Genomic DNA, 26,368 nt, shown 5'->3' with positions numbered 1-26,368 from the left:
CTGTCGCTCAGAAGCGACTTTATTAATATAACATCTCCGAATGAAGAAGTCAACATCTTTTTCAGTTTTTCAAAACTTTAATTTCGATGTTTTCGTTTCTCCCTCGTGAGGACAAGTAATAATATATCATGGTGGAATTACAATTGCAATATAATTTTTAAATTAAATTGCATTTTGTTTTTCACATAAAGAATGACTTGAGGAAAAACCGTTCTGATATATTCATCTATGCCAATCAGGTGGGGTCCCTAAAAAATGACTCAGATGATACCAGCCTTTTTGCAAACAGCACGCCACAAAGAAAACTTATATTAAAGGGTCATACAATCGAAGCAAGTCCATATAATATAGTAACATATTCGAAAGGTGAGATATATGCTTCAAACCGCCGCACTCTATTTATCATTTATCATGGCTGTATTCTTGTTGGCATTTTCCTATTTCGAAGGAATTAAAATTGCAGACTCGGAAGAAAAGGTCTACGGAGGCACTTTTATTTTCACAACGGTATCCGGTTTTATTTTCTCCGGGCTTACTTATGCATTTATCTAATACCATTTTAAAAGTGGCCATCCAACTGAGGACGGCCACTTTTCAGCTTAGCGTGAATTCCCTGCTGCCTCCCTCTAAAAAGCAAGAAGAAGGGTGCACAAGCAAAATAAATTGTCATTGTGGAACGAAGGATAAAGGTATTAGGACCTGAACCTCATCATTCTATAAGTTATCCCTCAAGTATGCGTTTAGTATACTCCTCCTGCAGCAGCGCAGAAATAACAGCATCTCTGTAAACTCCCCTGTGAACAAATCGCTTCCTTAGAAGGCCTTCTATTATAAAACCCTTTTTTTCAAGAAGCTTTTTGGAGGCAGCATTCTCCGGAAGATAGACCGCCTCTATCCTGTTCAAATTCATGCAGATAAATCCATAGCGGATAATAGCATCCAAGGCTTCTGACATTACGCCTTTTCCCCAGGCCTCTGGATGGAGCTCATATCCGATTTCTGCCTTTTTATGGAGCTTTTCAACAGAATGGAACCCGCAGGTTCCCTGGAGAGTGTTGTCTTCTTTCCAGCAGATCGCCCATCTGATCTGCTTTTCCATACTGTATCTCCACAAAAGACTTTCGAGGAGATCTTCCGCTTCACTGACAAACCTAAAGGGCTCTACATCATAAAACCTGGTTGCTTCAGGATCCGAAAATATCCTGTACAGCTTCGGAATATCACCTTCCTCAGGCTTCCTGAGCACAAGCCTTTCAGTCTCTATAATGGGGAATTCAGCAGAGAAGGCCGCATCAATCCCTGCCATACCAATCACCCTCCTCTTTATAGCGGTCAGCTCATACAATCAAAGCTCCTCACCTAATGGCTTAGGTGGTTCTGTCTTCTTTGCTTTTCTCTTCGTTATTCTGCCATCTGCAAGGAACAGCATGATACCCCCGATGACAATCATCCCTCCAGCAGCCTGATACCAGGCTACAAACTCCCCGAGTAAAAAATAAGCCAGGACAGCAGCACCCACCGGTTCAAACAGGATGGCCATAGAAATCGTAGAGGTGCTGAGCCATTTCAGTGACCAATTGAAAAGGGTATGTCCGAGCAGGGTCGGGACCAGCGCAAGGAGAATAAAGTAGACCCAGTCGCTTGCGGGATAAGGTCCAAGAGACTCACCAGCGGCAATTACATAAACGAAAAGGGTAATGGCACTTATACTGTACACGGTGAATGTATAAGTAATAAGAGACAGCCGTTTTCGCACTGTCTGCCCAAACATCAAGTAAGCTGTAACCAGCGCACAGGCAGCAAGCGCCAAAAGATCTCCAAACAATGCAGTTCCACTGATTCTGAAGTCCCCCCAGCTGATAAGCACACTTCCTCCAATAGCTATCACTCCGCTCAAAATTGCTTTCACTGTAAACCTTTCTTTGAAAAATAAGTAGGTCCCGGCAAAAGCGAACAGCGGCTGCAAGGTAACGAGGACAGTTGAGCTTGCCACAGAAGTAAAGCGGAGAGATTCAAACCAGAGGATAAAATGAAAGGCAAGGAATATCCCGGCAATGGCCGAATACAGCCAATCCCGCCAGCCAATCCGCTTGAGTTCTGGCCCATATTTAAATAATACGAGAGGGAGCATCAGCAAAACAGAAAAGAATAAGCGATAAAAAGCTATCACTCCTGATGGTGCAGCTGAAAACTTAACTAGAATGGCAGACGTGGAAACAGACACCACACCGATTGCCAATGCTGCATAAGGGTTTATCTTCGGCAAGTCATTGCATCTCCTTCTAAGAAAAATCCAGTTTAGCTATAATATTACACTTACCGGTTTTCACATTGCCATCTTTTTTCACACGGCAAGTATTGAATAGAAATGAAAAAGTGCCTGCCCGAAATCGGGCAGGCACCTCTCGCCAATCGTCCTCTTGTTCTATTCCCCGCTCTCCACCTCTGCGGCAATCACACCAATCAGTGATTTCATTGTATAGTATACATCGGTCGTATACATGCTGCGCGTTGTCGTTATCACACAATTGATCAGTATATCATCTGCTTCTTCTTTGACACGGACCCGTTTGATTCCCAGTTTTTTGCTTTTAATTTCCTTCATCAAGGTTGTCAGGTCCGTACATTTCTCAATATACAGCTTTACCCTGATTTCCTTTTCCTTCAGCTTTTTTGGCCCTACCCGCTCAAACAAAGCAGGAATCATTTTAACTCCAATAATGATAAAAATAACTCCCAATAGTGCTTCTATATAAAAGCCTGCTCCGATGGTAATCCCAATCCCTGCTGAAGCCAGCACAAGAGCGGCTGTCGTCAGTCCGGAAATGGCTTCATTGCCCCTGCGAAGGATTACACCGGCTCCAAGAAAGCCGATGCCGCTGATTACATATGAAGGAATCCTCCCTGGGTCCATCGGCCTTGAATACTCTTTTGAGTAAAGAAAAGCTGATTCATATGACACAATAGTCAAGAGGCATGCCATAACCGAAACAATCAGGCAGGTCTTGAGCCCGAGCGGCTTTCCTTTCAGTTCCCTTTCTAAACCTATGACAAGCCCTGCCAAAGCTGCGAAGCACAGCTTTATAAGCACATCATTTTTCATCACTGTATAAAACATTTCTTCCATAAGGTATCCCCTCTTCTATTTCTATCTATATAAATATTCCAATATAGATAGTTGAATAAACTAATTTTTGGATAAAAATAGCGGTAAGCATACTTTTCTTTTCCTACTTTATGCAGCCTTGCTCTCTAATATTATTGTGTACTATCAGGATCGCTGGCAGAAAACTTAAGATTTTATTTTAAAAAAGAAAAATTAGAATTTCCTCTTGCATATTTGATCAATTACGGATATAATTTTTCTTGTACCGAACACGGGGCATTAGCTCAGCTGGGAGAGCGCTACGCTGGCAGCGTAGAGGTCAGCGGTTCGAGCCCGCTATGCTCCATACATCCAAAAGCCAAAATCCATTAGGATTTTGGCTTTTTTGCTATATCAGCATACTAAAAACACTTTTCAAATTACTTATTTTCATTCCACTTTGTTATACAGGAAAAATATACCAGGACCATTAACATGTTTAAGGCGCTGCAAATCGGGAATAATGCCCATAACATAATAACAAAGATGGGAGAGATTAGCATGATGTCAACAATCGCTATTTTGGCAGCAGCCTTTACTGCCGCAGCTGGCCTGAATTATTTTGCAGTGAAAGAGGCAGATTTTACTGAGGAAGATTTACTAAAGGATAAATGAGGATGGCTGAATATTTGAATACAGCAGATAAAAAATGACCCTTAACCAATTACAGCAGTTGGCCAAGGGTCTTTATTTTTGTATAAAATCCTCAGGTTCTATGAAAAGAGCCCAGAACTTCGGTCGTTTCTGTAATATTGACAAAGGCCTGCGGATCAACTTCGTCTATCATGGCCTTGACTTCTGTCAGCTGATAGCGGGTTATGACTGTCATGAGGATCTTCCTGCCTTCCCCTGTGTAGCCGCCCTCTCCATTGATGACCGTGATTCCTCTGTATATGCTTGAGAGAAGCTTTGCCTTCATTTCTTCCCCTTTGGCCGTCACTATCATTACTGTCAGCTTAATATGCTTTGTATGGATGGTATCAACCACTTTGCCTGTGGCGTAGATGGCGACCATTGTATTTAATGCAGCATCCCAGCTGAAGATGAAGCCCGAAGCCAAAACAACAGTGGCATTCATCAGTGAAAGAATGGCGCCAAGCGGGAAATCCTTTTTCCTTGTCAGGAGCATGGCAATGATATCAAAGCCCCCTGAGGAGCCTGAAGCCTTAAAGATCAGTCCGATTCCTGCACCCGTCAAGACTCCGCCGAAAACGGAAGACAATATCGGCTCAGAAGAAATTGCGTGGACCGGAATTAAGTAAAGGCTGACGGAAAGAGTCAGCACTGAAACGATTGTATAGAAGATAAACCGTTTCCCAAGCTTAATGACCCCAAGGATCAATAAAGGCAGATTCAACAGGAAGTTAAGGAGACCTGTATTGAAGGGTGTAATGATGCCGAGCATGATTGCCACCCCGCTGAGCCCGCTGCTCAGGATTTCATGGGGGATCAGGAATAGATTATAAGCAAAGCCTACAATCGCAGAACCCAGAATAATGATCAGTAAATTTTTCATATGGCATCCCCCTTTATTTCCACAACAATAATAATTTAATTTATTATAGTAGAGAAATAAAGGAAACCCTAAAAAATAGTGTTTTCAGAATAAATAGCTATAACTGGAAATCAGTTTTCTGGTAAAAGAAATTTGGCGTTTTGATTTCATTTTTATAGCTGCTGTGAAAAATATGTGTAGCTGCCGGAGAAATGGGCGGAATCAGCCAGGTCCATTCACCAGTTACCGGCCTGCCGCATGCTGATTCTTTTTCTTCAAACAGCCTGAACTGCTGTGCGGCTGTATGGTGGTCAACAATGCTGACCCCCTTCTTTTTATAGGAATGAAGAACAGCTGTATTCAGCTCAACCAGCGCACGGTCCTTCCACAAGGAGGCGTTTCTCTTAGTATCAAGCCCCATCCTGTCCGCTATTTCCGGGACCAGATTATACCTGAAATCGTCTGCAAGATTCCGGGCGCCGATTTCTGTCCCCATATACCAGCCATTAAAGGGTGCAGCCGTATACCGGATTCCGCCGATTTCAAGGCACATATCCGATATGAACGGAACAGCATACCACTTTAATTGCAGATCGCTGAACCACTCAAACTCAGGATGCTCAAGCGGCACTTCAAGAATATCTTCAGCAGATACATCAAATAGCGCCGGCTTCCGCCCATCTATCTGGACAAGAAGAGGCAGTGGGTCAAACTGCCCGTATTTCCCTTCCCATCCCAATTCACGGCATAAGTTCGTCAGTTTGACGGAGGCTGGGTCGCCTATAATCTTATCACCGGTATCATAGCCGGCATACCTGATCAGCTGGTGGTTAAGAATCCTTACTCTTTTGTTTTTTTCCTCCTGACGGAATACAGTGATGGCAGACCTTACCTTGCCGCCGTTCGTAGCATAGCTGATATGCCTCATCAAAGCTTGGCCAATTTCGTCTTCAGTCTCAAGCTCCCTTTCATCGAACACTTTAAGGCTGTCCCAAAAGAGCCTGCCGATGCATCGGTTGCTGTTCCTCCAGGCCGTTTTTGCACCATACTCAAGCTCTTCATAGGTATGATGATAACTGCCTGTACGATCTATCTCCTCAAGGATTTCAATGTGGCGCTGTTCTGTTTCGCTGCTGCTTTTATTCAGCTCTCTATGGCATAAAGCAATAAAGTTCTCTGCTTCCTTCCTCAGTTCCTTTGCCAAAAAATTGCCCCCCTGTATCGTATAGTGATCCTGATGCAATGGCCATTTCCATTCAGTTCTGGTCTGCAGGGTAGACGATGCCAAGCTGGCTTCTCACAGAATCAAGAATTTCTATGACAGCAAGGGAGTTGGACAATGTGTTCGTTGCCGATTCCAGCTTTCCGCTTTTGACAAGCCCGACGAATTCTTCTGCTTCGTAGTACATCGAGGCTTCCTTCTGCTCTCTTGTAATTGATTCTGAACTGCCGCCGCGATAGCGGATTTCAGCCTTTTCCGGCGTATGGATTTTATCTATTACAATATTTCCGTTCTCTCCCTGAATTTCTGCAGGAAGCTGGGAGTCAGTGATTTTTGAATACATGATGACAGCATCCATTTCTTTATACTTTAATACCATACTTCCTTCCCCATCAACTCCTGAATCAAGCATAACCCCCTGCGCCTTCACCTCATCCGGCTTGCCGAATAGGACCACCAGCGGATAGATGCAGTAAATGCCTATATCCATCAATGCACCGTTGGAAAACTCAGGTTTGAAGGCATTCAGGATCCTCCCTTCCTTGTATGCGTCATATCGCGAGGAATATTGGCAATATGATGCAAAATACCTTCTGACCGGCCCGATTTTTCCTAAATTCTCCCGGACGGCTTTAAAGTTCGGCATCAAAGTGGATTTCAGCGCCTCCATCAGTACCACCTTATTCCTTTGTGATGCTTCAATCATGAGCTTTAATTCAGCCGCATTGCTGGCTGCAGGTTTTTCGCAGAGCACATGCTTTCCATGTTCCATCATCAGAATTGATTGTTCCGCATGAAGTGAATTGGGGCTGGCAATGTAGACAGCGTCAATCTCACTGCTTGCCGCCATTTCCTCTAAGGACGTATATGTATGTTTCACACCATATTTATCTGCAAATTCCCTTGCTTTTTCTTCTGTCCGTGAATAAACAGCCGTAAGCGCAAAATCCTGCACTTTATCTGCTGCATCAAGAAATCTCTCTGTTATCCAATTTGTTCCAACTACACCGAAACGAACCATTACGGCACCTCCATGAATGCTTTTTATTCTCTCCAACAAGGATACATTTTTTCTGCTTATTTCGCCAGCAGCTGCAATTTGTGGTTTCTTATCCAGCAGACTGGGGGAAAATGACTGAAAAAGGAGGTCATGTACGGATGAGCCGATCAGCGCTGAATGGGAAGGTCGCTTTAATCACCGGGGCAAGCTCTGGAATCGGAAAGGCTGCCAGCATCAGGCTTGCTGAAGAAGGGGCTAAAATTGCTCTTGTCGATGTTAAGGAAGAGTTTGCAAAAGAAGTCAAAGATCAAATAGAGTCAGCAGGCGGAGAAGCCATGATCATTGAAACAGATGTTTCTGTTCCATTGCAGGTGGAGAAGGCTTTTCAGAAAGTATCCAGTAAATGGGGACGCCTTGATATAGTTTTTGCGAATGCAGGAATAAATGGTGTTGTTGCCCCTATTGAAGATCTGACTCCTGAAGAATGGGATACGACCATTTCAACAAACCTGAAAGGAACCTTCCTGACAGTGAAATATGCGGTGCCCCTTCTCAAGGAAGAGGGCGGGAGCATCATCATCACCAGCTCTATCAACGGCAACAGAACCTTCCGAAACTTTGGGATGTCTGCATACAGCACCTCCAAAGGGGGGCAGGTCAGCTTTGGAAAAATGGCTGCCCTTGAATTGGCAGGATACCGCATACGCGTCAACTTGATTTGCCCGGGAGCCATCAGGACGAATATAGGCGAAAATACTTTTCCAGAAGAAGAAAATCTGAAAAAAGTAAAAATACCAGTTGAATTTCCGGAGGGAAGCATGCCCCTCGAGGACCATCCCGGATCTGCCGAACAGGTTGCCGACCTGGTCCATTTCCTTGCATCCGATTTGTCCAGCCATATTACCGGCACGGAGGTATATATTGACGGAGCCGAATCACTCCTGTGACAATGTGCTTAATGAAATAAAAGCCCGGCTGCTGCCGGGCTCTCTTCTGCTATATGTAATATGACTTCTTTTTTTCAACCTCTTTCCGGGATATCTCCTGTAAAAAGATTTTTTCTTTTAAAGTAAGCTCCCTTTTAAGGTTTGTGCGAAAATAAAGCATAAGCTCCGCATATCTGATATGTATAATCCTCCATTTCCCCTTTCCCTGAGAATCCCAGCACCCTATTTATTTCTCCATTTCTTCTGTAATTCCTTGCCCGCAATAAAATATTTTTCTATATGCATGTGGGTTTATAACAGAGAGAATCATTGGTAAATACAATTAGAGTATAAGTTCTATTCCTTTTATTATGTTTTGGAAAAAGGGACTTTGTTCATACTGGTAGGTGTCTGCATTTAGAAGGAGTGAACAGCATGCCGCATTTCATTTATTCCAGCTTCATAAGGCTCCCGCTCGCTATACGGATACTTCTCATTGCACTAATGGTGATTCTGACTTTCGGGTTTATCATTTCCATCCTGGAGCCGCATAATTTTCCTACGGTGTTTGACGGGGTATGGTGGGCAGTCATCACAGCTTCCACAGTGGGTTATGGAGATTATGTGCCGCATACCATACCAGGGAAAGTAACTGGCATTATTTTAATTCTTACCGGAGCAGGCTTTTTATCAACCTATTTTGTAACTCTGGCTGCAGCTGCTGTAACAAGACAAAATGATTATTTGGAGGGCAAAGTGAATTTTAAAGGAGAACAACATCTAATCATTATCGGCTGGAATGAACGTTCAAGAGAACTTATCACGGCATTGGCGGAGGAGCATAAAGGGGTTTCTATTGCACTTATTGATGAGACGCTCCGATCCAATCCATCCCCGGGGGAAGTTCATTTCATACAGGGACGGTCAAATCAGGATCAGGTGCTCCTGAAAGCAAATATCCGGAAAGCAAACAAAGTAATCATTACAGCCGACCAGAACAGGGATGAACTTCAGGCCGATATGAATTCAATTCTGTCGCTCCTTGCCGTAAAAGGATTGAATCCCGGCGTTCCATGCATTGTCGAAATCCTCACATCTGAACAGGTTGCGAACGCAAGAAGGGCAGGAGCGGATGAAATCATCCAGACGAATATCCTGACCAGCTCCGTTATGATCCACAGCATTTCAGCACAGGAAATGGTCACTTCTTTCCTGGATCTGCTTGGTCACCTGAACGGCAGAAGACTGAGGCTCATGCCGGCCAAGGAATTTGAATACGAAGTGACCTTTACTGATTTAAGTGCGCTGCTGCTGAAGGATGGCATGCTTCTTTTTGGTATAAAAAGAGGAGAGGAAACTTTTGTGAATCCTCCCCACCCTTTCAGCATTGATTCAGATGACGAGCTGATCGTCATTGCCTGATTTAGTTCAGCCGTCCAGCAAAAGCGACTCCAGCTCCTGGACAAGCGAGCGGCCGATATCCACGTATTTGTCCGGGAAACTGGCGTCTTTGTCCACCGGCTCTGAGAATTGGTTAAAAGAAGCGGTATGGTTCCATGTATAAGCATGATCATCCAGCCCGCGCTGATATTTATGGGAGAGAAGGAATGGCCGCTCAATTTCCACAGTGCATCCTCTTGAATCAAGCTGGCCATCAATTGATCTGAAAGGTACGCGCAGGAATTGATAGCCCACTTCATCGTCTATTTTATAATCAAAAGCACCATGGTCATACTCCCAGCCGCCTCCAACCGTATAGCCAGCCGGCTTAAGCAGCTGCTCAAGCTTATACAGATCAAAGTGTTTCCCTTCCACCCGGGATGGTAATTCAATCATTTTCCAGCACCTCTTTTCTTTTTTTTAGTATCCCCGGTCTGGTTTTATCTATCATATTTTCTCGCAGGAAGGGCTTATTGAGGAAGTCAGCCAGTGAATAAAATAAAAAAGAGTGCTGAACATTTTCAGCACTCTCGTTTTTGTCTCTATTTGAGCCTTTTTTCAAGCTCTGCTTTTTTCTCCTCGAAGCCCGGCTTTCCAAGCAGCGCGAACATATTGACTTTATAAGCCTCTACTCCAGGCTGGTCAAAAGGATTGACCCCCAGAAGGTAACCGCTCATAGCGCACGCCTTTTCAAAGAAGTAAGCGAGATATCCGAATGTATAGGCATCCATTTCAGGAATGGTAACGATCAGGTTGGGAACCCCGCCATCTGTGTGAGCAAGCATTGTTCCTTCAAAGGCTTTGTTGTTAACAAAGTCTACGGTCTTGCCGGCAAGGTAGTTCAGGCCGTCCAGATCGCTGTCAGCTTCTTCAATTGTCAGCTCGTGGCGCGGTTTTTCCACCTTGATGATCGTTTCAAAGATATCTCTGCGCCCTTCCTGCACATACTGTCCAAGGGAATGCAGATCTGTAGAGAAGTTAGCTGATGCCGGGAAGATCCCTTTCTGGTCTTTCCCTTCACTCTCGCCAAACAGCTGCTTCCACCATTCCGCAAAATACTGAAGCCCCGGCTCATAGTTAATCAGCATTTCAATTGTCTTTCCTTTATTGTAAAGCGCATTGCGGACAGCTGCATACTGGTAGGCAGCATTCTCTTCGACTTCAGAGCTGCTGTATTCCTCACGGGCCTTTGCAGCACCTTCCATCATAGCCTGGATATCCGCCCCGCTTGCCGCAATCGGCAGAAGGCCGACTGCTGTCAGTACTGAATAGCGGCCGCCGACATCATCAGGGATGATGAAGGATTCATAGCCTTCTTCGTTAGCCAATGTTTTGAGTGCGCCTCTCGCTTTATCTGTTGTAGCATAGATGCGTTTGCGCGCTTCTTCTTTTCCATACTTTTCTTCAAGCAGACTGCGGAAAATACGGAAGGCAATCGCCGGCTCTGTCGTCGTTCCTGACTTGGAAATAACATTGACTGAAAAGTCTTTTCCATCGAGCAGGTCCATAACGTCCTTCATGTAAGTTGAACTGATATTATTTCCAACGAAGAGCACCTGCGGAGTGGTCCGCTTTTCCTTTGGAAGTTCATTATAAAAGCTGTGCTGCAGCATTTCTATGGCTGCACGGGCACCCAGATAGGAGCCTCCGATGCCTATGACGAGCAGCACATCAGAGTCGCTCTTGATTTTTTCAGCCGCTTTCTGGATGCGGGCAAATTCTTCTTTATCATAGTCAGCAGGCAGATCGATCCAGCCAAGATAGTCGCTCCCTGCCCCGGTTTTTTCATGCAGGGAATGGTGGGCAACCTTAACGGCATCCCTTAAATATGTAATCTCGTGTTCACCAAAGAAGCTTAGTGCTTTTGAGTAATCAAAACGAACATGTGTCATGAATGATCCTCCAATTATTTTTATTCTCTTTCACTTTAACGAAAGGTGTGACAGTAATCAAGAAACTAGTCATAATGTAAGCGTGTCCAATTTCGGTTTTTTTTTACACAGGAACCAACTGGAAAAAGTGGAGCAGGAACTGATGTTTTTCAGCTAAAATAAAACCCGGTGCCAGGCACCAGGTTTGAATTTTATAAAGAGGCTTTATAGATACTCACGACATCTTCTCGGTTCAGTTTTTTGAAGTTTCCGAACTCGCCGTTGGCCATAGCTTTGTCAGCCATCGTTTCAACGCCGCTTTCATCTATATCATAATCTGCCAGGCGTGATGGAGCACCCATGCTGTTCCAGAATTCCCTCAGCTTTTCAATGCCTTCAAGTCCTGCTTCTTCATCTGTCTTTCCTTCAGGATCTACACCGAAGACACGGACTGCCAGCTGCTTGAATCTGGAAGGCTTCACGCTCAAGTTATGCTTCATCCAGTTCGGGAACAAGATGGCAAGGCCTCCGCCATGCGGGATATCATAAACAGCTGAAACCGCGTGCTCTATATTATGGGTTGCCCAGTCTCCCCGGTAGCCCATTGACAGCATGCCATTGAGAGCCATTGTTCCGTTGTAGAGGATGGTTGCTCTGTGTTCATAATTCTCGAGATCTTCGAGGAGCTTAGGCGCTGTTTCCATTACTGTTAGCAGGAGTCCTTCACACATGCGGTCCTGCAGCAATGTGTTTTCTTCCAGATGAAAATAATGCTCAAACACATGTGACATCATGTCCACAATGCCGTAAATCGTCTGGTCTCTTGGAACTGTGAATGTGTTGACCGGATCCAGAATAGAGAACTTAGGAAAAGTGACAGGGCTTCCCCATCCATATTTTTCATTTGTTTCCCAGTTAGTGATTACAGAACCAGCGTTCATTTCTGAACCGGTTGCCGCAAGGGTCAGTACAGTCCCAAAAGGAAGCGCCTCACTTGCGAAGGCCTTTTTAGTGACAAGATCCCAGGCATCTCCATCATATTTGGCCCCTGCCGCGATTGCCTTTGTGCAGTCGATCACACTTCCGCCGCCGACAGCAAGGATGAAATCAATGCCTTTTTCCTTGCAGATTTCCACTCCTTTATGGACCGTTGAAAGCCTTGGATTCGGTTCAACTCCCGAAAGCTCGGACACTTCTGCACCGATATCCTTCAGCTCAGCCAATACTTTATCATAAAGGCCGCTTCGTTTAATGCTTCCTCCCCCATATACCAGCAGTACGTTCTTTCCATATTGGGGAATCTCATTTTGCAGCTCCTTCAGCGTATCTTTGCCGAAGATCAATTTTGTCGGATTTGAAAATGTAAAGTTTTGCATGAAAGCATCCTCCTTTTCTTCGTTATTATTATCTGTTATTTGCCCTTGTAATGCAAAAAGTACGTTTTTTGATATAGAGCTTGGGAACACTAAAAACAAAGTCATTAGAGCATGAATAATTACTGGATGACTGTATCACATTAGTAAAGAAAGAATAACAAAAGGAGGAAACAACATGAGTGCCATTCAACGCATTGCACTGGTTTTAACGATCATTGGTGCTATCAACTGGGGTTTAGTCGGCTTCTTCCAATTTGATCTTGTTGCAGCAATTTTCGGCGGACAAGACTCTGCTCTTGCCCGCATTGTGTATGGACTAGTAGGTATCGCAGGTCTTATCAACCTCGGCCTTTTATTCAAGCCAAGCGAAGAAGTAGAACGTGCTCCTGAAACAAATCGTTCATAATTCGGCTGGCGCCGGATACACTGAAGGATTCTAATGGAAAAACTCCCCCGGCTGCCGGGGGAGTTTTTGTGTTTTTAGCTCAATACTTTTTTGATTTTTTCAATTGCCCAATCAAGATCTTCTTCACTGATCACCAGCGGCGGCGCAAAACGGATGACCGTATCATGTGTCTCTTTGCAGAGCAGACCCTCTTCTTTCAAGGCTTCGCAATATTTGCGTGCAGGCTCCGTCAGCTCTACACCGATAAACAGGCCCCTGCCCCTCACTTCTTTAATGACCGGGTTCTCGATTTCTTTAAGCTTGGACATAAAATAATCCCCGAGCTTCCGGGATCTTTCCGCCAGATTTTCATCTACCAGAACATCCAGCGCGGCTACTGACACTGCACAGGCCATCGGATTGCCTCCAAAGGTTGAACCATGCGAGCCAGGATTGAACACGCCAAGAACATCCTCATCGGCAGCCACACATGAAATCGGGAATACACCGCCTCCAAGCGCCTTGCCGAGAATATACATATCCGGCTCAACACCCTCCCATTCACAGGCGAACATTTTACCTGAACGGGCCAGGCCAGCCTGGATTTCATCCGCGATGAACAGAACATTGTTTGCGCGGCACAGATCGGAAGCCTGCTTCAGGAAACCGTCTTCAGGGATGACGATCCCGGCTTCCCCTTGGATGGGTTCAATCAGGAAGGCTGCTGTCCGTTCAGTGATAGCATTCTTCAATGCTTCCAGATCCCCATATGGAATAAGCTTGATGCCAGGCAGCATCGGACCAAAGCCCCTCTTATACTCTTCTTCAGAAGATAGAGAGACGGCTGTCATCGTCCTGCCGTGGAAGTTCCCGATACAGGCAATGATTTCTGCCTGGTCCCCGGCCACCCCTTTACGGTCATATGCCCAGCGGCGCGCCGCCTTCACAGCTGTTTCGACCGCTTCGGCGCCGGTGTTCATCGGCAGTACCATTTCCTTGCCTGTCAGCCTGCTGACCTTTTCATACCATGGACCCAGCTGATCGTTATGGAAAGCGCGGGAAGTCAGGGTGACCCTGTCGGCCTGATCCTTCAAAGCCTGTATGATCTTAGGGTGGCGGTGACCCTGATTGACTGCCGAGTAGGCGCTGAGCATATCCATATACCGCTCACCTTCAGGATTTTTCACCCAGACTCCCTCAGCTTCTGAGATGACGATCGGAAGAGGATGATAATTATTTGCCCCAAACTTTTCTGTCTGCTGAATTAACTGGCTGCTGTTTGCCATATAATGTTTCCTCCATTCACACTTAGAAATTGTCTTTTTCATTGTAACGTTAATAGCCCGCCCTTTAAAGAAAAGATGCCTGATTCTTCTGAAAAAACCTATCTGAAATCACTTATTGTATATGCAAGTTATATGCCAGCTTCCAATAAAGGAAAGATCCTGGCCTTCCTATCTCAAAAGCAAAATTCCTTTGCTCTGTAATCCAATTGAAAGTAAATAACGCAAAAATTATTTGCTCCATAAGACAGGAAAGCCTTACAATAAAAAAAGACAATACAAGGGAGCTGCAAACAATATGAAGAATGAACAGCACCATTTAACAGAAATCATCCTTGAGCAGATCCTTGAACATGTGGATGCCGGAATCCATGCCATTGACCATGAAGGCAGGACCATCATCTATAACCGCAAGATGGCTGAAATAGAAGGAATGGATCCGGAATCAGTGATCGGACGAAGCCTTCTTGAGGTGTTCCCCTTCAGCCGCCGGGAAGACAGCACACTTTTGCTGGCGCTGCAGAACGGGAAAGGGACACAGCCCGCCAAACAGACTTATTTTAACAGCAAAGGAAAAGAGATAACCGCCATTAATCATGCCATTCCCATCCTGGCAGCCGGCAAGTCATTAGGAGCCATCGAAATCGCAAAGGATGTCAGCCGGATCGAGAGGCTGGTAAAAGAAAACCTATCCAGGAAAAATAGTGACCGCTATACATTTGAAAGCATCATAGGAAGCAGCAAAGCAATCCTTGAAGTCGTGGAAGCGGCAAAAAGGGCGGTCAGGACCACCTCTCCTATCCTGATTGCCGGAGAGACAGGAACAGGGAAGGAATTATTCGCCCAGAGTATACACAGCGGAAGTCTGCGCTCACCAGGTCCGTTTGTTGCCCAAAACTGCGCAGCCCTCCCGGAAAATCTGGTTGAAAGCATCCTTTTTGGCACAAAAAAAGGCGCCTTCACAGGAGCGGTGGATCGTCCGGGACTTTTTGAACAGGCAGAAGGAGGGACATTGCTTCTGGATGAAATCAATTCGATGCCCGCTCCCCTGCAGGCAAAGCTTCTGCGCGTATTGCAGGAGAAAAAAGTCAGAAGGATCGGGGACACGAAAGATCGGGAGATAGATGTAAGGGTTGTGGCCGCCATTAATGAAGACCCTGTCGATGCCATTGCAGAAGGGCGCCTCCGGAAGGATTTGTATTACAGGCTCAGCGCAGTCTCCCTCTTTATCCCCCCGCTTAGGGAGCGGAAAGAGGATATTCTGCTGCTTTCCTCCTTTTTCATCCAGAAATATAACGACTGGTTCGGCATGGAAGTCCCTGGGCTGGATGAAGAGACAGAAGAGCAGTTTCTCCGGTACGATTGGCCGGGTAATATCCGCGAGCTTGAGCATGTGATTGAAGGGGCCATGAACATGGCTGAGGATGATGCCAGGATAACATCGGAAATCCTGCCCCATCATTTCAGGCAAAAAGCCGAGACCTCTCATTCTTCCCCAGGAAGAAACTTGGGAGAACCGGCCGGGCCGCAGCCCAGTCTATCTGACTATGTGGCTTCTGCGGAAAAAGCTTATATAAACAAGGTGTGGCGCGAACAGGACGGCAATATCACCAGGACCGCAAAAATTCTTGGCATGAGCAGGCAGAACCTGCAATACCGGATTAAAAAACACGGCCTAGTCCATCCCGGAAATCATGCTTGATTATACGAGAGAAGGCCGGGCATAAATGCCCGGCCTTCTCTCGTATAACAGATTAGCGCTGTGACTGGTCAATCCACTCTTGAAGCTTATCCTTGAGCGTGTTGAAACCCTGGGAAGAATCAGAATCATTGTACTGAATCGCTGCAGCCTGGCGTGGTTTGCGAGGCTTTCTTGCTTTTGCATCAGCAGCTTCAGCTGGTGCTTCTTCAGTTGCACGGATAGATAAACCGATCTTTCCTGCAGCTTCATCCACTGAAAGAACCTTTACGTTTACTTCATCTCCAACCTTCAGGTGCTCGTTAACATCCTTTACATACCCGTGAGTAATTTCAGAAATGTGAACCAAACCTTGTGTATTTTCATCAAGAGCAACGAATGCGCCGTAAGGCTGGATTCCAGTAACCTTTCCTGTTAATACGCTGCCTACTTCGATTTTCTCTGACATATGAACACTCCTAATACCTATTTATTTTCGTCGATTATACGCAATTAAAAATTATATCATACATCATCCTTTTTATCAAAGCAATCCTTTTGGAGAAAATGACCATTGTATATGCCATCAGGTACTGGCACTTCAGGAGTTATCAGAAGTCTGGCTTAAGAGCACTCAATTACGGTTGCTCTCTCTTGAGTGCCGCATCTCCTTTTCTTAAAGCTGTTATTAATAACATTTATCGAACTGTAACAAAAAATACAAGGATCTCAAACTTCATCTATCTGATTCCGCAGTAAAATAAGTGTGTAAGATCATTCTGTGAAAGGGGGGGTGCAAATGTCCGCAATCGGTCTTGCTATTAAGCAGAATAGAGAAAGGTTGAATCTGACTCAGCAGGAATTGGCTGTAAAGCTTAGAATAGGCACAAGCACTATCGAAAAATACGAAAACGGCTGCCAGCAGCCTGACACCCAGACCATCTTAAAAATCTCAACGATCCTGGACGTGCCGGCATCCGAGCTGTTGGAGCATGGTTTCACAGCTTGCCAGACAGGACTGGATCCTGAACTGGAGCAGCTCCTTTTAGAAACAGGCATACACGATGCAAAAATGATTTTAAAAAATGCGAAGAAAATGGGAAAAGAAAGTTTTTTGAGGATGATGGATGCGATCCAGGCAGCGAGATAAACTTAATTGAGATCTTAATTAAAATATTTTCTGAGTTTCTATGTATACAAAAGGGGGAATCCGGAAAAGCTTAAAACATAAGCTTTCTAGTATTCCCCCCCTTTTTGAAGTGGATATCCTGATGGGTATCCCTTTTTTTATTTTCTGTTTTCAAGGAATCGGCCGATTCTTTTTACGGCTTCCTGCAGCTGTTCCATGGATGATGCATAAGAACAGCGGATATGCCCTTCCCCGCTCTCCCCAAAGACATTCCCTGGAACGACGGCTACCTTTTCCTCCAGCAGAAGCTGTTCCGCAAACTGCTCAGAAGTTAATCCTGTTCCTTCAATGGAAGGAAAGGCATAGAAAGCACCGCCGGGAATATGGCACGGCAGCCCGACATCCTCGAGGGACTGAACAAAATAATTGCGGCGGCGCCGGTAGCTTTTTTGCATGCTTTCCACATCGCCCCTGCCTGTCCTCAGCGCTTCCAGAGCGGCAAACTGCGCCATGGTCGGAGCACACATCATACTGTACTGGTGAATTTTCAGCATAGCCTGGGATATCTCCTTCGGCGCACAAATAAACCCAAGCCTCCAGCCCGTCATGGCAAAGCCTTTCGAAAATCCTGAAATCAATAAAGTCCTTTCCTTCATCCCGCTGATGCTGGCAAAGCTTGTATATTCCTCATCATAGACGAGCTCTGCATAGATTTCATCTGACAGGACGAGCAGATCATGCTTTTCAGCAACAGCCGCTATGGCCTCCAGTTCTTTGCCCGACAGCATCGTTCCGGTAGGATTATTGGGAGAGCATAGAAGAATCGCTTTTGTCCGCTGCGTTATCGCCTGTTCCAGCTGGGAAGGGAGGATTTTGAAATCGTCCTCCTTTCTTGTCTGGACAGAAACAGGAGTCCCGCCCGCCAGGCTTACAAGCGGAGCATAAGATACGAAGCAAGGCTCGATCACAATTACTTCGTCCCCTTGATCCAAGATGGCTCTTAAAGCGATATCGATTGCCTGGCTTGCCCCCACTGTGACGATGATTTCAGATTCTGGTTCATATTGGACGCCAAAGCTTTTCCCCATGTAAGAGGCAATTTCCTGCCTTAGTTCAAGCAGGCCGGCATTCGCAGTGTAGGAGGTATACCCCTGCTCCAGCGACAGGATCGCTGCCTCCCTGACTGACCAGGGGGTCACGAAATCCGGCTCGCCTACACCAAGGGAAATGACGCCTTCCATACCTGCCGCCAGATCGAAGAAACGCCTGATGCCTGAAGGCTTAAGCTGGTCGACCTTAGCGGATATATAAGTTTTCGTTTTCATCACGGCGATACCACAATTCTTTTATCTTCGTCTGCCTGGTCAAAAATTGTTCCATCATGCTTATACTTTTTCAGAATAAAATGAGTGGTGGTTGACAGCACTGAATCCAGGGTCGAAAGCTTCTCTGATACAAACCGGGCAACCTCATTCATGGAACGCCCTTCCACAATGACAGACAGGTCGTAGGCCCCGGACATCAGGTAAACTGAGCTTACCTCCTTATACCGGTATATCCGCTGTGCGACCTCGTTAAAGCCGACTCCCCTTTTGGGGGTCACCTTTACATCAATCATAGCGGTTACGCCCTCATGGCCGTCAATCCTGGCCCAGTCCACTGCAGAGGTATATCGGACAATCACCCGGGACTGCTCCAGTTTTTCCAGCAGCGCTGCCGCCTCATCAACAGAGATCGCGGCCATTTTCGCCACATCCTCAAGCGGGGTGCGTGCGTCTTTTTCCAGTATTTCAACAATTTCAAGCTCTTTCTCACTCAGTCTCATGGACCTTCCTCCCATTCCCGTTTAAAATATTTACATTATAGCAAAATCAGCGGAATAATAAATCTCACTTTTCTATTATTTTTCTAAAATAATTTTTCCAGTGATGTGTGAAGGGCAATGAAAGGGGAATGATATAACAGAAAAGCGCGAGCGCCTTGCTTCAAAAGGAACGCAGACTATGAACGCCCTGTCCTGTGCCAGCGTCTGCATGACCAGCTTCTTCTGGCCTCGAGGGTGCAGATGCAGCAGCTGGACAGATGAAGCTGAAAATATATTTACTTTCTTATCTTTGAATAAAGCCTTCCAGGCAATACCATCTTTCATAGGAGTGAGGGTAATATGCAAGCCTTTAAGACAGATGAAATTGTAGTGAACGGGAATACAATTTATTATGAACAATACGGACAGGCCCCCTCAAAGGAGACCATCGTCCTCCTGCACGGCTTTCTTTCCTCCTCCTTCAGCTTCAGGAGGCTGATTCCTTTTCTGCAGGAAGATTTTCATGTAATCTCCATTGATCTGCCCCCGTTCGGAAAAAGCGGAAAATCGGATCAGTATAATTATTCCTACAAAAATACCGCCCAGACAGTCATGCAATTTCTTGAAAAACTGGGTCTCGGACAAGTCACAATTGCAGGCCATTCAATGGGAGGGCAGATATCGCTCAATGTGGCCCGCCAATATCCCGATCTCATAAAAAAAGCCATCCTTCTCTGCAGCTCAAGCTATTTGCCTAAATCAAAGATGCCGCTGATCCTGTCGAGCTACCTCCCCTACTTCCATTTGTATGTAAAGCTGTATCTGCAGCGCTCTGGCGTGCGCCAGAATTTAAGGCAGGTTGTCCATGACCATAGCATGATCACTGATGAAATGATGTACGGCTATTTGGCTCCTTTTATGGAGGATGATATCTTCAAGGCTTTGACCCGGATGATCAGGCACAGAGAAGGCGACTTGGATCAAAAGGCATTGAAAGAGATCGACACTCCCTGCCTCCTTATATGGGGCGAGCATGACAGGGTTGTTCCGCTCACCATCGGAAAAAGGCTGGACAGCGACCTGCCAAACTCAAGGCTCATCGTCCTCAAAGACACCGGCCATCTTGTACCGGAAGAACGGCCGGAAGAAGTATACAGCCATATGAAGGCATTTATTTGCGCCAAATCATAATAAAGCCTTTGTCACCTTTAAGGAACCCAGGCCAATGAACGCCACGTGTTGTCGCAGCGTCTGCATGACCAGCTTCCCCTGGGCTTCAAGACAAACCTTCCGTAAACGCGTTCTTTGCCTTGTTTGGCTTGTGACCTTGTGGGGCAGTCACAGCTGCTGGACAGTAATCGGAGTAAAAATACACCCTTTTATAATTTGATTAAAAGATATATAAAACAGGAAGTCTTATCCATACTGTAGTGACCAGCAAGCCTTAAAATAAGCGGAGATTCTCCGGTTAAGCTGTTGAATATGGCAGGAGTAAGGATAAATAAGCGGAAATTTTCCGCTTAAGCAGAGCGAAGTTGCCCACTTTTCTGTTTTTTGGGTTGATAGCCGGAATTTCTCCGTCTATTTGAGCTGTTTTTAGCGTTTTTTCGAAAATAGGGGGAATTTCTCCGCTTATTTTTCATCCTGCCATTCATTCAGGTCCGGGAAGGTCCGCTCAATTTTAACAGAGCCATAAAAACAGGCCGGACACCCTTCAGGTGCCGGCCATTCTTCAACTTATATGGTTTATATAGTGCAGCTCCCGCTGTTTTTAATAACAAGGAGTGTTTCAGCCATCTTTTTGCACTGCTCCAAAGGGATGATGCTTTCGAAGGAAAATTCGTATATGCCCTGGATTTTACGTGCGAGTTTATCGGGGCTGTCCAAATCATGGACGGCGTGGATTGCGTCTGCTATCTCAGTATCATAATTCCCTTCTCCGCAGCGGAAAGGATCCCATTGATCCAGAGCCTGGTACATCATCATGTGCATAACCTGGACTTCCATTTAAAACCACCTTTTTGATTTAATTTTGCCTGACCATATCTTATCATAAGAGTATCAGGACAGAGAACTGCAATCCAGGAGGTTATCATGAGAAAATATGACTTTCATAAAGCAATCAACAGATATGAAACAGCTTCTGTGAAGTGGGAGCTGACTAAAGATGTATTTGGTTCTTCGGATGTGCTTCCTATGTGGGTGGCAGATATGGACTTCGAACCTCCTGAAGAAGTACAGAATGCAATAAGCAAACGGGCCAGCCACGAGGTCTTCGGCTACACATTTGTCCCCCCTTCTGCATCTGAAGCCGTCCAGCAGTGGCAGAAGAGTCAATCCGGCTGGGAAATAGGCAGGTCATGGGTGTTATACAGCCCAGGAGTGGTCCCATCCATCAGCATTGCCATCCAGGCAGTCACAAGTCCGGGAGATAAAATCATGCTCCAGTCTCCTGTTTACACGCCTTTCTTTGAGATGATTGAAAAAAACGGGCGCATGGTCGTCAACTCTCCGCTTGAACTAGTGGAACAGCGCTATGAAATCGACTTCCAACGATTCGAGGAAGAGCTGAAAAAGGGCATTAAGCTTTTCTTGCTCTGCAATCCCCATAACCCCGGCGGCCGGGTTTGGACAAAAGATGAGCTATTGAAAATCGGGGAATTATGCGCAAAATACGGGTGCCTGATTCTCTCAGATGAAATCCATTCAGATCTGGTGTTTTCGCCGCACATTCATATTCCGATTGCATCTCTTTCCACAGAATTCCGGGATATTTCCATTACACTCATTGCACCGAGCAAGACTTTCAATATTGCCGGGCTGCAATCGTCAGCCGTCATCATACCCAATGAGCAGCTTCGCGAGAAATTCAAGGCTGTCCAGGCACAGCAGGGCTTTTTCACTTTGAACATTTTTGGCATCACCGCCCTGGAGGCTGCTTATTGGCATGGACGTGACTGGCTGGATCAGCTCTTATCATATCTGCAGGAAAATTACGAAATCGCCCGGAGCTTCATAGAAAGGGAGCTTCCTTCAGTCAAGGTTATGGATCTTGAAGCGACATACCTGATGTGGCTTGACTGCCGGAATCTCTCACTGCCGGATAAAGAGCTTAATGCCCTTCTCATTGAAAAAGGCAGGATTGCGCTTGAGCCTGGCACGAAATACGGACCAGGCGGCGAAGGATTTGTCCGGATGAATATTGCCTGCCCGCGTGAAACTCTCGAGGAAGGACTGAAGCGGCTGAAACTAGCTTTTTCCTGATATAAATTAAATGGCACAAAAAAGAACAGCTCAGGTCAGCTGTTCTTTTTTTGCAGGCTATCCTGCTTCATGATTTGATTTTCCAGCTCTTTAGCCTTTTTTTCCTCGCGTTTTGAAGCCCTGATGATCAGGCGCATGGCGATGATGGCTCCAATCAGGAATATTGTAAACGTTATGGATGCCGGAATATACTCCGATTTATCTTCCGGGAAATATAGGAACAAAGACAAAATATAAGCCTGGATCATTGTTTTCTTCCTTTCTGCCAAAAGCAGTGGTCAGCCTTATTATATCAGCTGGGCCTGTCCTGTCCAAGCGGCTACTTAATGACCTTTATCTCCTTGATTTTTATGTCTTCAACCGGCCTGTCAGATTCATCTGTTTCGGCAGCTGCAATTTCATCGACGATTTCCATTCCCTCGATCACCTGGCCAAAGACAGTGTGGCGGGAATCCAGCCAAGGGGTCCCTCCCTTATCGTAAGCTGCAACGATTTCTTCTGGATATCCTGCTTTTTCCATCTGTTCCTTCATGCCCGCTTCTGATGTACTCTTTTGGACGATGAAAAATTGGCTTCCGTTCGTGTTTGCGCCGCTGTTCGCCATGGACAAAGCACCGCGGAGGTTATACAGCTTATCTGAGAACTCATCCTCAAATGGCTGCCCGTAGATGCTTTCTCCGCCCATGCCTGTCCCGTCCGGATCTCCTCCCTGGATCATAAAGTCATTGATGACCCTGTGGAAGATAAGTCCGTCATAATAGCCCTCTTCACTATGGGTGATGAAATTCTCTACAGCCTTTGGAGCATGATCAGGGAAAAGCTTGATCTTAATAGTCCCCATTGATGTCTCCATTTCCACGAGGCGTTCATTTTCCCCAACTTCCGCTGTAAGCTGCGGATAGCCTCCCTCAGCACTCTTCTCCTCTGCGGCCTGTTCGGTCTGTTCACCTTGGGTTCCTTCTGATGCCCCTCCACCTTCCTTGCCGGCACCGCTGTTTTGATCAGTGCTTGTTCCGCACGCAGCCAAAAGCATCATCACTGCTGCAAGGAAAAGGTATATGAAATTCTTTTTCATGATTCAGTCCTCCTCTATTATTGCTGATAGGCATGGGGCCCCCGCTTTTCCTCTGTCCATCTGCAGGAGCTGGCCCCTTCCGCTTTTCTTATAGATTACTGGATTTCCTCTTGCTTTGCACTTTGTTTTTCAAAAAAATTCGGGCATAATGGGAACAAAAGCTATAAAGGAGGGGACAGCTTTGAGTGAATTCCAGGTGGGAGCTCAGGTGACAGCTATATATAAAACAGGGAAATATATTGGGGAAATTACGGATATACGGCCTCAGCATTATCTTGTCAGGGTGCTTGCTGTCGAAAAGCATCCGATGCAGGGGGATCTTCATAATCCTAAGCAGACAGATGTCATGATGTTTCATGAGCGGAGGGCGCTTGCATACAGAGAGCAGACAAATGTTCCGAAGCAGATGGTCAGGACATATGAAGGAATCATCCCGGACTATGAAGCTTCTCTTAAGCTTGCATTGGATAAAATGAAAAGCGGGCTCTTAGAGGAAGATTCTGATTGGGCGAAGCTCTCCCTCGAGAATGCGGAGCGGCTGGAAGCCGATTATTTCAAATAAAATCAGCAAAAGCCAAATCCAACTGCGGGTTTGGCTTTTATGCAAAGCGGTTTAAAAGCTTGGAAAGGTCAATCCTGTCACCAATGGTCGTGGGCTCGTGGTTTTGGAGATATTTTTTATCTTTTTCTACAAGCTGATAGATTTTATAGGTTGTCAGGGCATCATCCAGTGCCCGGTGGTGCCTGCCTGTTCCTTCCTTTCCATATTCCTTCACCGCTTTCCATAGGCCGGTTTGGTTTTGATCGCCAAAAAAACGTTTATACTCCATCGACAAATCAACTTCCTTCCCCTTAAACGGAAAAGCGGTCCCGGCCTGGCTGCAGTTCTGGCGGAGCACCTTCATATCCATATTGCCCCAGGTTACAATTTCATCAGCATTATTGCCGCCCATCTGCTCAAGTCTGCAGATCAGGTCCGCAAATGAAATCCCCTTATCCACCTGCTCCTGGCTGATATGTAAAAAAGACTTGCATCTTTCAGACAGTTCCGGAAAATGGATGGGAGCCACAAAAGAGGAGAACTGCTCCAGTATGGCCCCATTTAGTACAGAAACGGCGCCTGCCTCGATGATCTCCGGAGAAAATCCTTTGAACTTTTCGTTTCTTTCTGGCATGGTGAATTCAAAATCAATAAATAAGCAGTGATTGCCGTCTTTCATCACCATCCCTCCTCCCTGATTTATATTACATCATTTACCATTTATTATATCATTAAAGAAAAGTATTTTAACTATTCCGCAAATAACTTTCTTGCTTTTATATTTTATCATTCTCACAAAAAAATGAATGATGCCGATAATACCTATATCACCATTTATGAAACTGGCATGAATAGCATATCTTACATAAGAAACGGAGAAGCCGGCATGAAAACACTGACGGGATATCTGACAATCGCCTTCATCCTGCCTTTCTTTGTGCTGTCTGTGTATAAAGCGGCCGATGAGGCCAGCCGCCTGGAAAGCCTTCCCCGCTTTTTGGACAGCAGGATTGAAGTGACTAATGCAGCATCATTTCCACAGACCAGCCTGATGACCGATCAGGATGGCCGTGTGATTTCTGAAATCTTTACTCCCTATAACCGCATTCCGCTTGCTGCTGAAGATATTCCCGAATTTTTGAAGAAGCTGATGATTGCTTCGGAAGATGAGCGGTTTTATGAGCATAAAGGATTCGATCTGGCTGCGATTGGCAGAGCCTTGGCTGCAAATGCAGATAACGGCACAATTGAGGAAGGCGGGAGCACGATTACACAGCAGCTGGCCAGGAACCTGTACCTGACCCATGAGCAGACATATAACCGCAAGCTGACAGAGCTGCTGTATGCCTACCAAATGGAGAGGACGTATTCCAAAGAAGAAATATTATCCTATTATTTAAACAGCATCTATTTCCAAAATGGGGCATACGGAATCGAGGCAGCTTCACAGGTTTATTTTCAAACGTCCGCCGTGAATCTTACCAATGCCCAGCTGGCTTTTTTGGCTGCCATCCCGAACAATCCTGCCTTGTATAACCCGTCCAAACACTTTGACAGGACGAAGAAAAGGCAGGAGCTGCTGATTGATGTTCTTGCTGAGAAAGAAGAGATATCCCCCGAAGAGGCAAAGGCTCTTAAAGGCGAAAGGATTGCCTTCACACTTTCAGACCGGGTCGATCTTTTTCCGGATTACACAACCTATGCCGAGGCTGAACTAAAAGAATTGATCAGGATCAGTGAAGGCATCCCCTCTGATTCAGAGGAAGAGCTGGATAGCAAAGTGGAGCAGGTCCTCCAATCCGGGGTGATCATTCACACTTCACTGGATCCTTCCCTGCAGCAAAAAGCTGTGGATGCAGCTGCTGCCCATCTGCCTGATCAGGAGGCAGAAGCAGCTGCCGCAGTCGTCAAAAGCAGCACCCGAGGGCTGGCTGCCCTTACAGGCGGGCGGGATTACAGGAAATATGACTTCAACAGAGGGTACCAGGCCTTCAGGCAGCCAGGCTCTGCCATCAAGCCTCTGCTTGTGTATGCCCCTTATCTGGAAAGGACACACACAGCAGTAAATTCCAAGGTGGATGCCGGCCCACTCTGCATCAGCGGCTATTGCCCCCATAATTACAGCGGTAAAAATTATGGAAAGGTGAGCCTGGAACAAGCCTTTATCCACTCCTATAATACTCCTGCGGTCAGGCTGCTGAGCATGATAGGAATAGATGAAGGCTTCAAGGATCTGGATCAATTCGGATTCAGTGAAGTAGGGGAAGCAGACCAGTCCCTTGCTGCTGCAATCGGCGGATTCAGCAGGGGGGTGTCCCCCCTTGAACTCGCAGGGGCGTATACCGTTTTTGCCAATGAGGGCTTTTATCAGCCGCCAAGAGCCATCCAAAAGATCACAGATAAAAACGGCAAACTGCTGTATGCATGGGAAGAGCAGCCAGTGAGAATCTGGAGCAAAGAAACTATAGATAAGATGAGACTGCTGCTGCAGGAAACAATCTCATCTGGGACCGGCAGGAAAGCCTATTTTCCAGGAGGTTATACAGGAGGCAAGACAGGAACCACCAATGATTATAAAGATTATTGGTTTGCGGGGCTCACTGATGAATATACGGCAGCAGTTTGGGTAGGCAAAGATCAGCCGGAAAGCATGGAATCATACGAAAAGCTCGCTCCGCACTTATTAATCTGGAAGGCTATCTTAAAATAAAGCAGCAGAGATGCATTAAGCACT

At 45.9% G+C, this 26,368-nt stretch carries 27 protein-coding genes and 1 tRNA gene; 11 read left to right on the top strand and 17 right to left on the bottom strand.

Annotated features, from left to right (window positions below; translation table 11 throughout):
- Window positions 1-375: 375 nt before the first annotated feature.
- Window positions 376-552, top strand: coding sequence for a hypothetical protein (locus Q9R36_RS18220; protein WP_187445869.1), 177 nt, complete (start codon window positions 376-378; stop codon window positions 550-552).
- Window positions 553-721: 169 nt separating this feature from the next.
- Here Q9R36_RS18220 and Q9R36_RS18215 read toward each other — a convergent pair whose 3' ends face one another.
- The 3 genes from Q9R36_RS18215 to Q9R36_RS18205 form a co-directional block, all read right to left on the bottom strand.
- On the bottom strand, window positions 722-1,306 hold the full coding sequence (locus Q9R36_RS18215) for a GNAT family N-acetyltransferase (protein WP_257992222.1): 585 nt from the start codon (window positions 1,304-1,306) through the stop codon (window positions 722-724).
- A 39-nt stretch (window positions 1,307-1,345) separates the two neighbouring features.
- Complete coding sequence (locus Q9R36_RS18210; RefSeq protein ID WP_311225658.1) at window positions 1,346-2,257, bottom strand: DMT family transporter; 912 nt, start codon at window positions 2,255-2,257, stop codon at window positions 1,346-1,348.
- A 168-nt stretch (window positions 2,258-2,425) separates the two neighbouring features.
- Window positions 2,426-3,127, bottom strand: a complete 702-nt coding sequence (locus Q9R36_RS18205; RefSeq protein WP_257992223.1) for an MgtC/SapB family protein — start codon at window positions 3,125-3,127, stop codon at window positions 2,426-2,428.
- Between the two features lie 252 nt (window positions 3,128-3,379).
- Here Q9R36_RS18205 and Q9R36_RS18200 point away from each other — a divergent pair.
- Window positions 3,380-3,452 (top strand) — tRNA-Ala (locus tag Q9R36_RS18200).
- Window positions 3,453-3,851: 399 nt separating this feature from the next.
- On the opposite strand, the gene Q9R36_RS18195 is transcribed toward Q9R36_RS18200, so the two are convergent.
- From Q9R36_RS18195 to Q9R36_RS18185, 3 genes are all read right to left on the bottom strand, one after another.
- Window positions 3,852-4,661 carry a YitT family protein gene (locus Q9R36_RS18195; protein ID WP_257992226.1) on the bottom strand — a complete coding sequence of 270 codons (810 nt, stop codon included), beginning with the start codon at window positions 4,659-4,661 and terminating at the stop codon, window positions 3,852-3,854.
- 97 nt (window positions 4,662-4,758) lie between these two features.
- Entirely contained in the window at window positions 4,759-5,844 is a 1,086-nt protein-coding gene (locus tag Q9R36_RS18190) for a nitric oxide synthase oxygenase (RefSeq protein ID WP_311225652.1), read from the bottom strand.
- Between the two features lie 52 nt (window positions 5,845-5,896).
- A complete protein-coding gene (locus tag Q9R36_RS18185) occupies window positions 5,897-6,883 on the bottom strand; it encodes a Gfo/Idh/MocA family protein (protein WP_224949775.1) in 987 nt (328 codons plus the stop codon).
- Between the two features lie 137 nt (window positions 6,884-7,020).
- Between Q9R36_RS18185 and Q9R36_RS18180 the strand changes: the two genes are divergently transcribed.
- Together Q9R36_RS18180 and Q9R36_RS18175 are read left to right on the top strand one after the other, a co-directional pair.
- Window positions 7,021-7,809 carry an SDR family oxidoreductase gene (locus tag Q9R36_RS18180; RefSeq protein ID WP_224949773.1) on the top strand — a complete coding sequence of 263 codons (789 nt, stop codon included), beginning with the start codon at window positions 7,021-7,023 and terminating at the stop codon, window positions 7,807-7,809.
- A gap of 414 nt (window positions 7,810-8,223) precedes the next feature.
- Complete coding sequence (locus Q9R36_RS18175) at window positions 8,224-9,210, top strand: potassium channel family protein (protein WP_101549605.1); 987 nt, start codon at window positions 8,224-8,226, stop codon at window positions 9,208-9,210.
- A 6-nt stretch (window positions 9,211-9,216) separates the two neighbouring features.
- Here the strand turns inward: Q9R36_RS18175 and Q9R36_RS18170 are convergent, their stop codons facing one another.
- The 3 genes from Q9R36_RS18170 to Q9R36_RS18160 all read right to left on the bottom strand — a co-directional run bounded on the left by Q9R36_RS18170 (window position 9,217) and on the right by Q9R36_RS18160 (window position 12,475).
- The gene (locus tag Q9R36_RS18170; protein WP_009795397.1) at window positions 9,217-9,624 is read right to left on the bottom strand and encodes a YugN-like family protein; all 408 of its coding nucleotides are present in this window, start codon (window positions 9,622-9,624) and stop codon (window positions 9,217-9,219) included.
- Window positions 9,625-9,770: 146 nt separating this feature from the next.
- Window positions 9,771-11,120 (bottom strand): glucose-6-phosphate isomerase, encoded by a 1,350-nt coding sequence (locus Q9R36_RS18165; protein ID WP_009795399.1) that lies wholly within the window; start codon window positions 11,118-11,120, stop codon window positions 9,771-9,773.
- A gap of 191 nt (window positions 11,121-11,311) precedes the next feature.
- Window positions 11,312-12,475: an iron-containing alcohol dehydrogenase gene (locus tag Q9R36_RS18160; protein ID WP_224949772.1), complete on the bottom strand. Its 1,164-nt coding sequence runs from the start codon at window positions 12,473-12,475 to the stop codon at window positions 11,312-11,314.
- A gap of 175 nt (window positions 12,476-12,650) precedes the next feature.
- Here Q9R36_RS18160 and Q9R36_RS18155 point away from each other — a divergent pair, with 175 nt between their 5' ends.
- A complete protein-coding gene (locus Q9R36_RS18155; protein ID WP_009795402.1) occupies window positions 12,651-12,881 on the top strand; it encodes a DUF378 domain-containing protein in 231 nt (76 codons plus the stop codon).
- 74 nt (window positions 12,882-12,955) lie between these two features.
- Here the strand turns inward: Q9R36_RS18155 and Q9R36_RS18150 are convergent, their stop codons facing one another.
- Window positions 12,956-14,146, bottom strand: a complete 1,191-nt coding sequence (locus tag Q9R36_RS18150) for an ornithine--oxo-acid transaminase (protein WP_009795403.1) — start codon at window positions 14,144-14,146, stop codon at window positions 12,956-12,958.
- Window positions 14,147-14,441: 295 nt separating this feature from the next.
- Between Q9R36_RS18150 and Q9R36_RS18145 the strand changes: the two genes are divergently transcribed.
- Entirely contained in the window at window positions 14,442-15,845 is a 1,404-nt protein-coding gene (locus tag Q9R36_RS18145) for a sigma-54 interaction domain-containing protein (protein ID WP_170939581.1), read from the top strand.
- A 52-nt stretch (window positions 15,846-15,897) separates the two neighbouring features.
- On the opposite strand, the gene yugI is transcribed toward Q9R36_RS18145, so the two are convergent.
- Window positions 15,898-16,290, bottom strand: coding sequence for a S1 domain-containing post-transcriptional regulator GSP13 (yugI, locus tag Q9R36_RS18140; protein WP_009795405.1), 393 nt, complete (start codon window positions 16,288-16,290; stop codon window positions 15,898-15,900).
- Between the two features lie 330 nt (window positions 16,291-16,620).
- On the opposite strand from yugI, the gene Q9R36_RS18135 reads away from it, so the two are divergent.
- Window positions 16,621-16,971 carry a helix-turn-helix domain-containing protein gene (locus Q9R36_RS18135; RefSeq protein WP_311225651.1) on the top strand — a complete coding sequence of 117 codons (351 nt, stop codon included), beginning with the start codon at window positions 16,621-16,623 and terminating at the stop codon, window positions 16,969-16,971.
- A gap of 137 nt (window positions 16,972-17,108) precedes the next feature.
- Here the strand turns inward: Q9R36_RS18135 and Q9R36_RS18130 are convergent, their stop codons facing one another.
- A complete protein-coding gene (locus tag Q9R36_RS18130; protein ID WP_094769478.1) occupies window positions 17,109-18,278 on the bottom strand; it encodes an aminotransferase in 1,170 nt (389 codons plus the stop codon).
- Window positions 18,275-18,775: an Lrp/AsnC family transcriptional regulator gene (locus Q9R36_RS18125; RefSeq protein ID WP_022544325.1), complete on the bottom strand. Its 501-nt coding sequence runs from the start codon at window positions 18,773-18,775 to the stop codon at window positions 18,275-18,277. The genes Q9R36_RS18130 and Q9R36_RS18125 overlap by 4 nt, the downstream gene beginning before the upstream one ends.
- A 339-nt stretch (window positions 18,776-19,114) precedes the next feature.
- Here Q9R36_RS18125 and Q9R36_RS18120 point away from each other — a divergent pair, with 339 nt between their 5' ends.
- Entirely contained in the window at window positions 19,115-19,945 is an 831-nt protein-coding gene (locus Q9R36_RS18120) for an alpha/beta fold hydrolase (RefSeq protein WP_148950994.1), read from the top strand.
- Window positions 19,946-20,500: 555 nt separating this feature from the next.
- Here the strand turns inward: Q9R36_RS18120 and Q9R36_RS18115 are convergent.
- Entirely contained in the window at window positions 20,501-20,761 is a 261-nt protein-coding gene (locus tag Q9R36_RS18115; RefSeq protein WP_009795411.1) for a YugE family protein, read from the bottom strand.
- 87 nt (window positions 20,762-20,848) lie between these two features.
- Between Q9R36_RS18115 and Q9R36_RS18110 the strand changes: the two genes are divergently transcribed.
- Window positions 20,849-22,018, top strand: coding sequence for a MalY/PatB family protein (locus Q9R36_RS18110; RefSeq protein ID WP_306010578.1), 1,170 nt, complete (start codon window positions 20,849-20,851; stop codon window positions 22,016-22,018).
- 35 nt (window positions 22,019-22,053) lie between these two features.
- Here the strand turns inward: Q9R36_RS18110 and Q9R36_RS18105 are convergent, their stop codons facing one another.
- Window positions 22,054-22,266: a hypothetical protein gene (locus Q9R36_RS18105; RefSeq protein ID WP_009795413.1), complete on the bottom strand. Its 213-nt coding sequence runs from the start codon at window positions 22,264-22,266 to the stop codon at window positions 22,054-22,056.
- Between the two features lie 71 nt (window positions 22,267-22,337).
- Window positions 22,338-23,093: a peptidylprolyl isomerase gene (locus Q9R36_RS18100; RefSeq protein ID WP_129613966.1), complete on the bottom strand. Its 756-nt coding sequence runs from the start codon at window positions 23,091-23,093 to the stop codon at window positions 22,338-22,340.
- 181 nt (window positions 23,094-23,274) lie between these two features.
- Here Q9R36_RS18100 and kapB point away from each other — a divergent pair, with 181 nt between their 5' ends.
- Window positions 23,275-23,655 carry a kinase-associated lipoprotein KapB gene (gene kapB / locus Q9R36_RS18095; protein ID WP_022544326.1) on the top strand — a complete coding sequence of 127 codons (381 nt, stop codon included), beginning with the start codon at window positions 23,275-23,277 and terminating at the stop codon, window positions 23,653-23,655.
- A 37-nt stretch (window positions 23,656-23,692) separates the two neighbouring features.
- Here the strand turns inward: kapB and kapD are convergent, their stop codons facing one another.
- Window positions 23,693-24,313, bottom strand: coding sequence for a 3'-5' exonuclease KapD (kapD, locus tag Q9R36_RS18090; protein ID WP_009795416.1), 621 nt, complete (start codon window positions 24,311-24,313; stop codon window positions 23,693-23,695).
- A gap of 207 nt (window positions 24,314-24,520) precedes the next feature.
- Here kapD and Q9R36_RS18085 point away from each other — a divergent pair, with 207 nt between their 5' ends.
- Entirely contained in the window at window positions 24,521-26,344 is a 1,824-nt protein-coding gene (locus tag Q9R36_RS18085) for a transglycosylase domain-containing protein (RefSeq protein ID WP_129613964.1), read from the top strand.
- The last annotated feature ends 24 nt before the right edge of the window (window positions 26,345-26,368 follow it).

This window comes from Bacillus sp. AG4(2022) (genome assembly GCF_031844465.1).
In the GTDB taxonomy this organism is placed as follows: domain Bacteria; phylum Bacillota; class Bacilli; order Bacillales; family Cytobacillaceae; genus Bacillus_AB; species Bacillus_AB infantis.
Note: the sequence above shows the minus strand (reverse complement) of the source record. Positions and strands in the feature narration are given on the sequence as shown.

Coding starts and splice junctions, on each gene's coding strand:
- Q9R36_RS18155 (WP_009795402.1), top strand. CDS start 12,651: ATGAGTGCCATTCAACGCATTGCACTGGTTTTAACGATCATTGGTGCT.
- yugI (WP_009795405.1), bottom strand. CDS start 16,290: ATGTCAGAGAAAATCGAAGTAGGCAGCGTATTAACAGGAAAGGTTACT.
- Q9R36_RS18180 (WP_224949773.1), top strand. CDS start 7,021: ATGAGCCGATCAGCGCTGAATGGGAAGGTCGCTTTAATCACCGGGGCA.
- Q9R36_RS18100 (WP_129613966.1), bottom strand. CDS start 23,093: ATGAAAAAGAATTTCATATACCTTTTCCTTGCAGCAGTGATGATGCTT.
- Q9R36_RS18150 (WP_009795403.1), bottom strand. CDS start 14,146: ATGGCAAACAGCAGCCAGTTAATTCAGCAGACAGAAAAGTTTGGGGCA.
- Q9R36_RS18175 (WP_101549605.1), top strand. CDS start 8,224: ATGCCGCATTTCATTTATTCCAGCTTCATAAGGCTCCCGCTCGCTATA.
- Q9R36_RS18160 (WP_224949772.1), bottom strand. CDS start 12,475: ATGCAAAACTTTACATTTTCAAATCCGACAAAATTGATCTTCGGCAAA.
- Q9R36_RS18105 (WP_009795413.1), bottom strand. CDS start 22,266: ATGATCCAGGCTTATATTTTGTCTTTGTTCCTATATTTCCCGGAAGAT.
- Q9R36_RS18085 (WP_129613964.1), top strand. CDS start 24,521: ATGAAAACACTGACGGGATATCTGACAATCGCCTTCATCCTGCCTTTC.
- Q9R36_RS18220 (WP_187445869.1), top strand. CDS start 376: ATGCTTCAAACCGCCGCACTCTATTTATCATTTATCATGGCTGTATTC.
- Q9R36_RS18110 (WP_306010578.1), top strand. CDS start 20,849: ATGAGAAAATATGACTTTCATAAAGCAATCAACAGATATGAAACAGCT.
- Q9R36_RS18215 (WP_257992222.1), bottom strand. CDS start 1,306: ATGGCAGGGATTGATGCGGCCTTCTCTGCTGAATTCCCCATTATAGAG.
- Q9R36_RS18120 (WP_148950994.1), top strand. CDS start 19,115: ATGCAAGCCTTTAAGACAGATGAAATTGTAGTGAACGGGAATACAATT.
- Q9R36_RS18135 (WP_311225651.1), top strand. CDS start 16,621: ATGTCCGCAATCGGTCTTGCTATTAAGCAGAATAGAGAAAGGTTGAAT.
- Q9R36_RS18185 (WP_224949775.1), bottom strand. CDS start 6,883: ATGGTTCGTTTCGGTGTAGTTGGAACAAATTGGATAACAGAGAGATTT.
- Q9R36_RS18115 (WP_009795411.1), bottom strand. CDS start 20,761: ATGGAAGTCCAGGTTATGCACATGATGATGTACCAGGCTCTGGATCAA.
- Q9R36_RS18165 (WP_009795399.1), bottom strand. CDS start 11,120: ATGACACATGTTCGTTTTGATTACTCAAAAGCACTAAGCTTCTTTGGT.
- Q9R36_RS18145 (WP_170939581.1), top strand. CDS start 14,442: ATGAAGAATGAACAGCACCATTTAACAGAAATCATCCTTGAGCAGATC.
- Q9R36_RS18205 (WP_257992223.1), bottom strand. CDS start 3,127: ATGGAAGAAATGTTTTATACAGTGATGAAAAATGATGTGCTTATAAAG.
- Q9R36_RS18125 (WP_022544325.1), bottom strand. CDS start 18,775: ATGAGACTGAGTGAGAAAGAGCTTGAAATTGTTGAAATACTGGAAAAA.
- Q9R36_RS18195 (WP_257992226.1), bottom strand. CDS start 4,661: ATGAAAAATTTACTGATCATTATTCTGGGTTCTGCGATTGTAGGCTTT.
- kapD (WP_009795416.1), bottom strand. CDS start 24,313: ATGAAAGACGGCAATCACTGCTTATTTATTGATTTTGAATTCACCATG.
- Q9R36_RS18170 (WP_009795397.1), bottom strand. CDS start 9,624: ATGATTGAATTACCATCCCGGGTGGAAGGGAAACACTTTGATCTGTAT.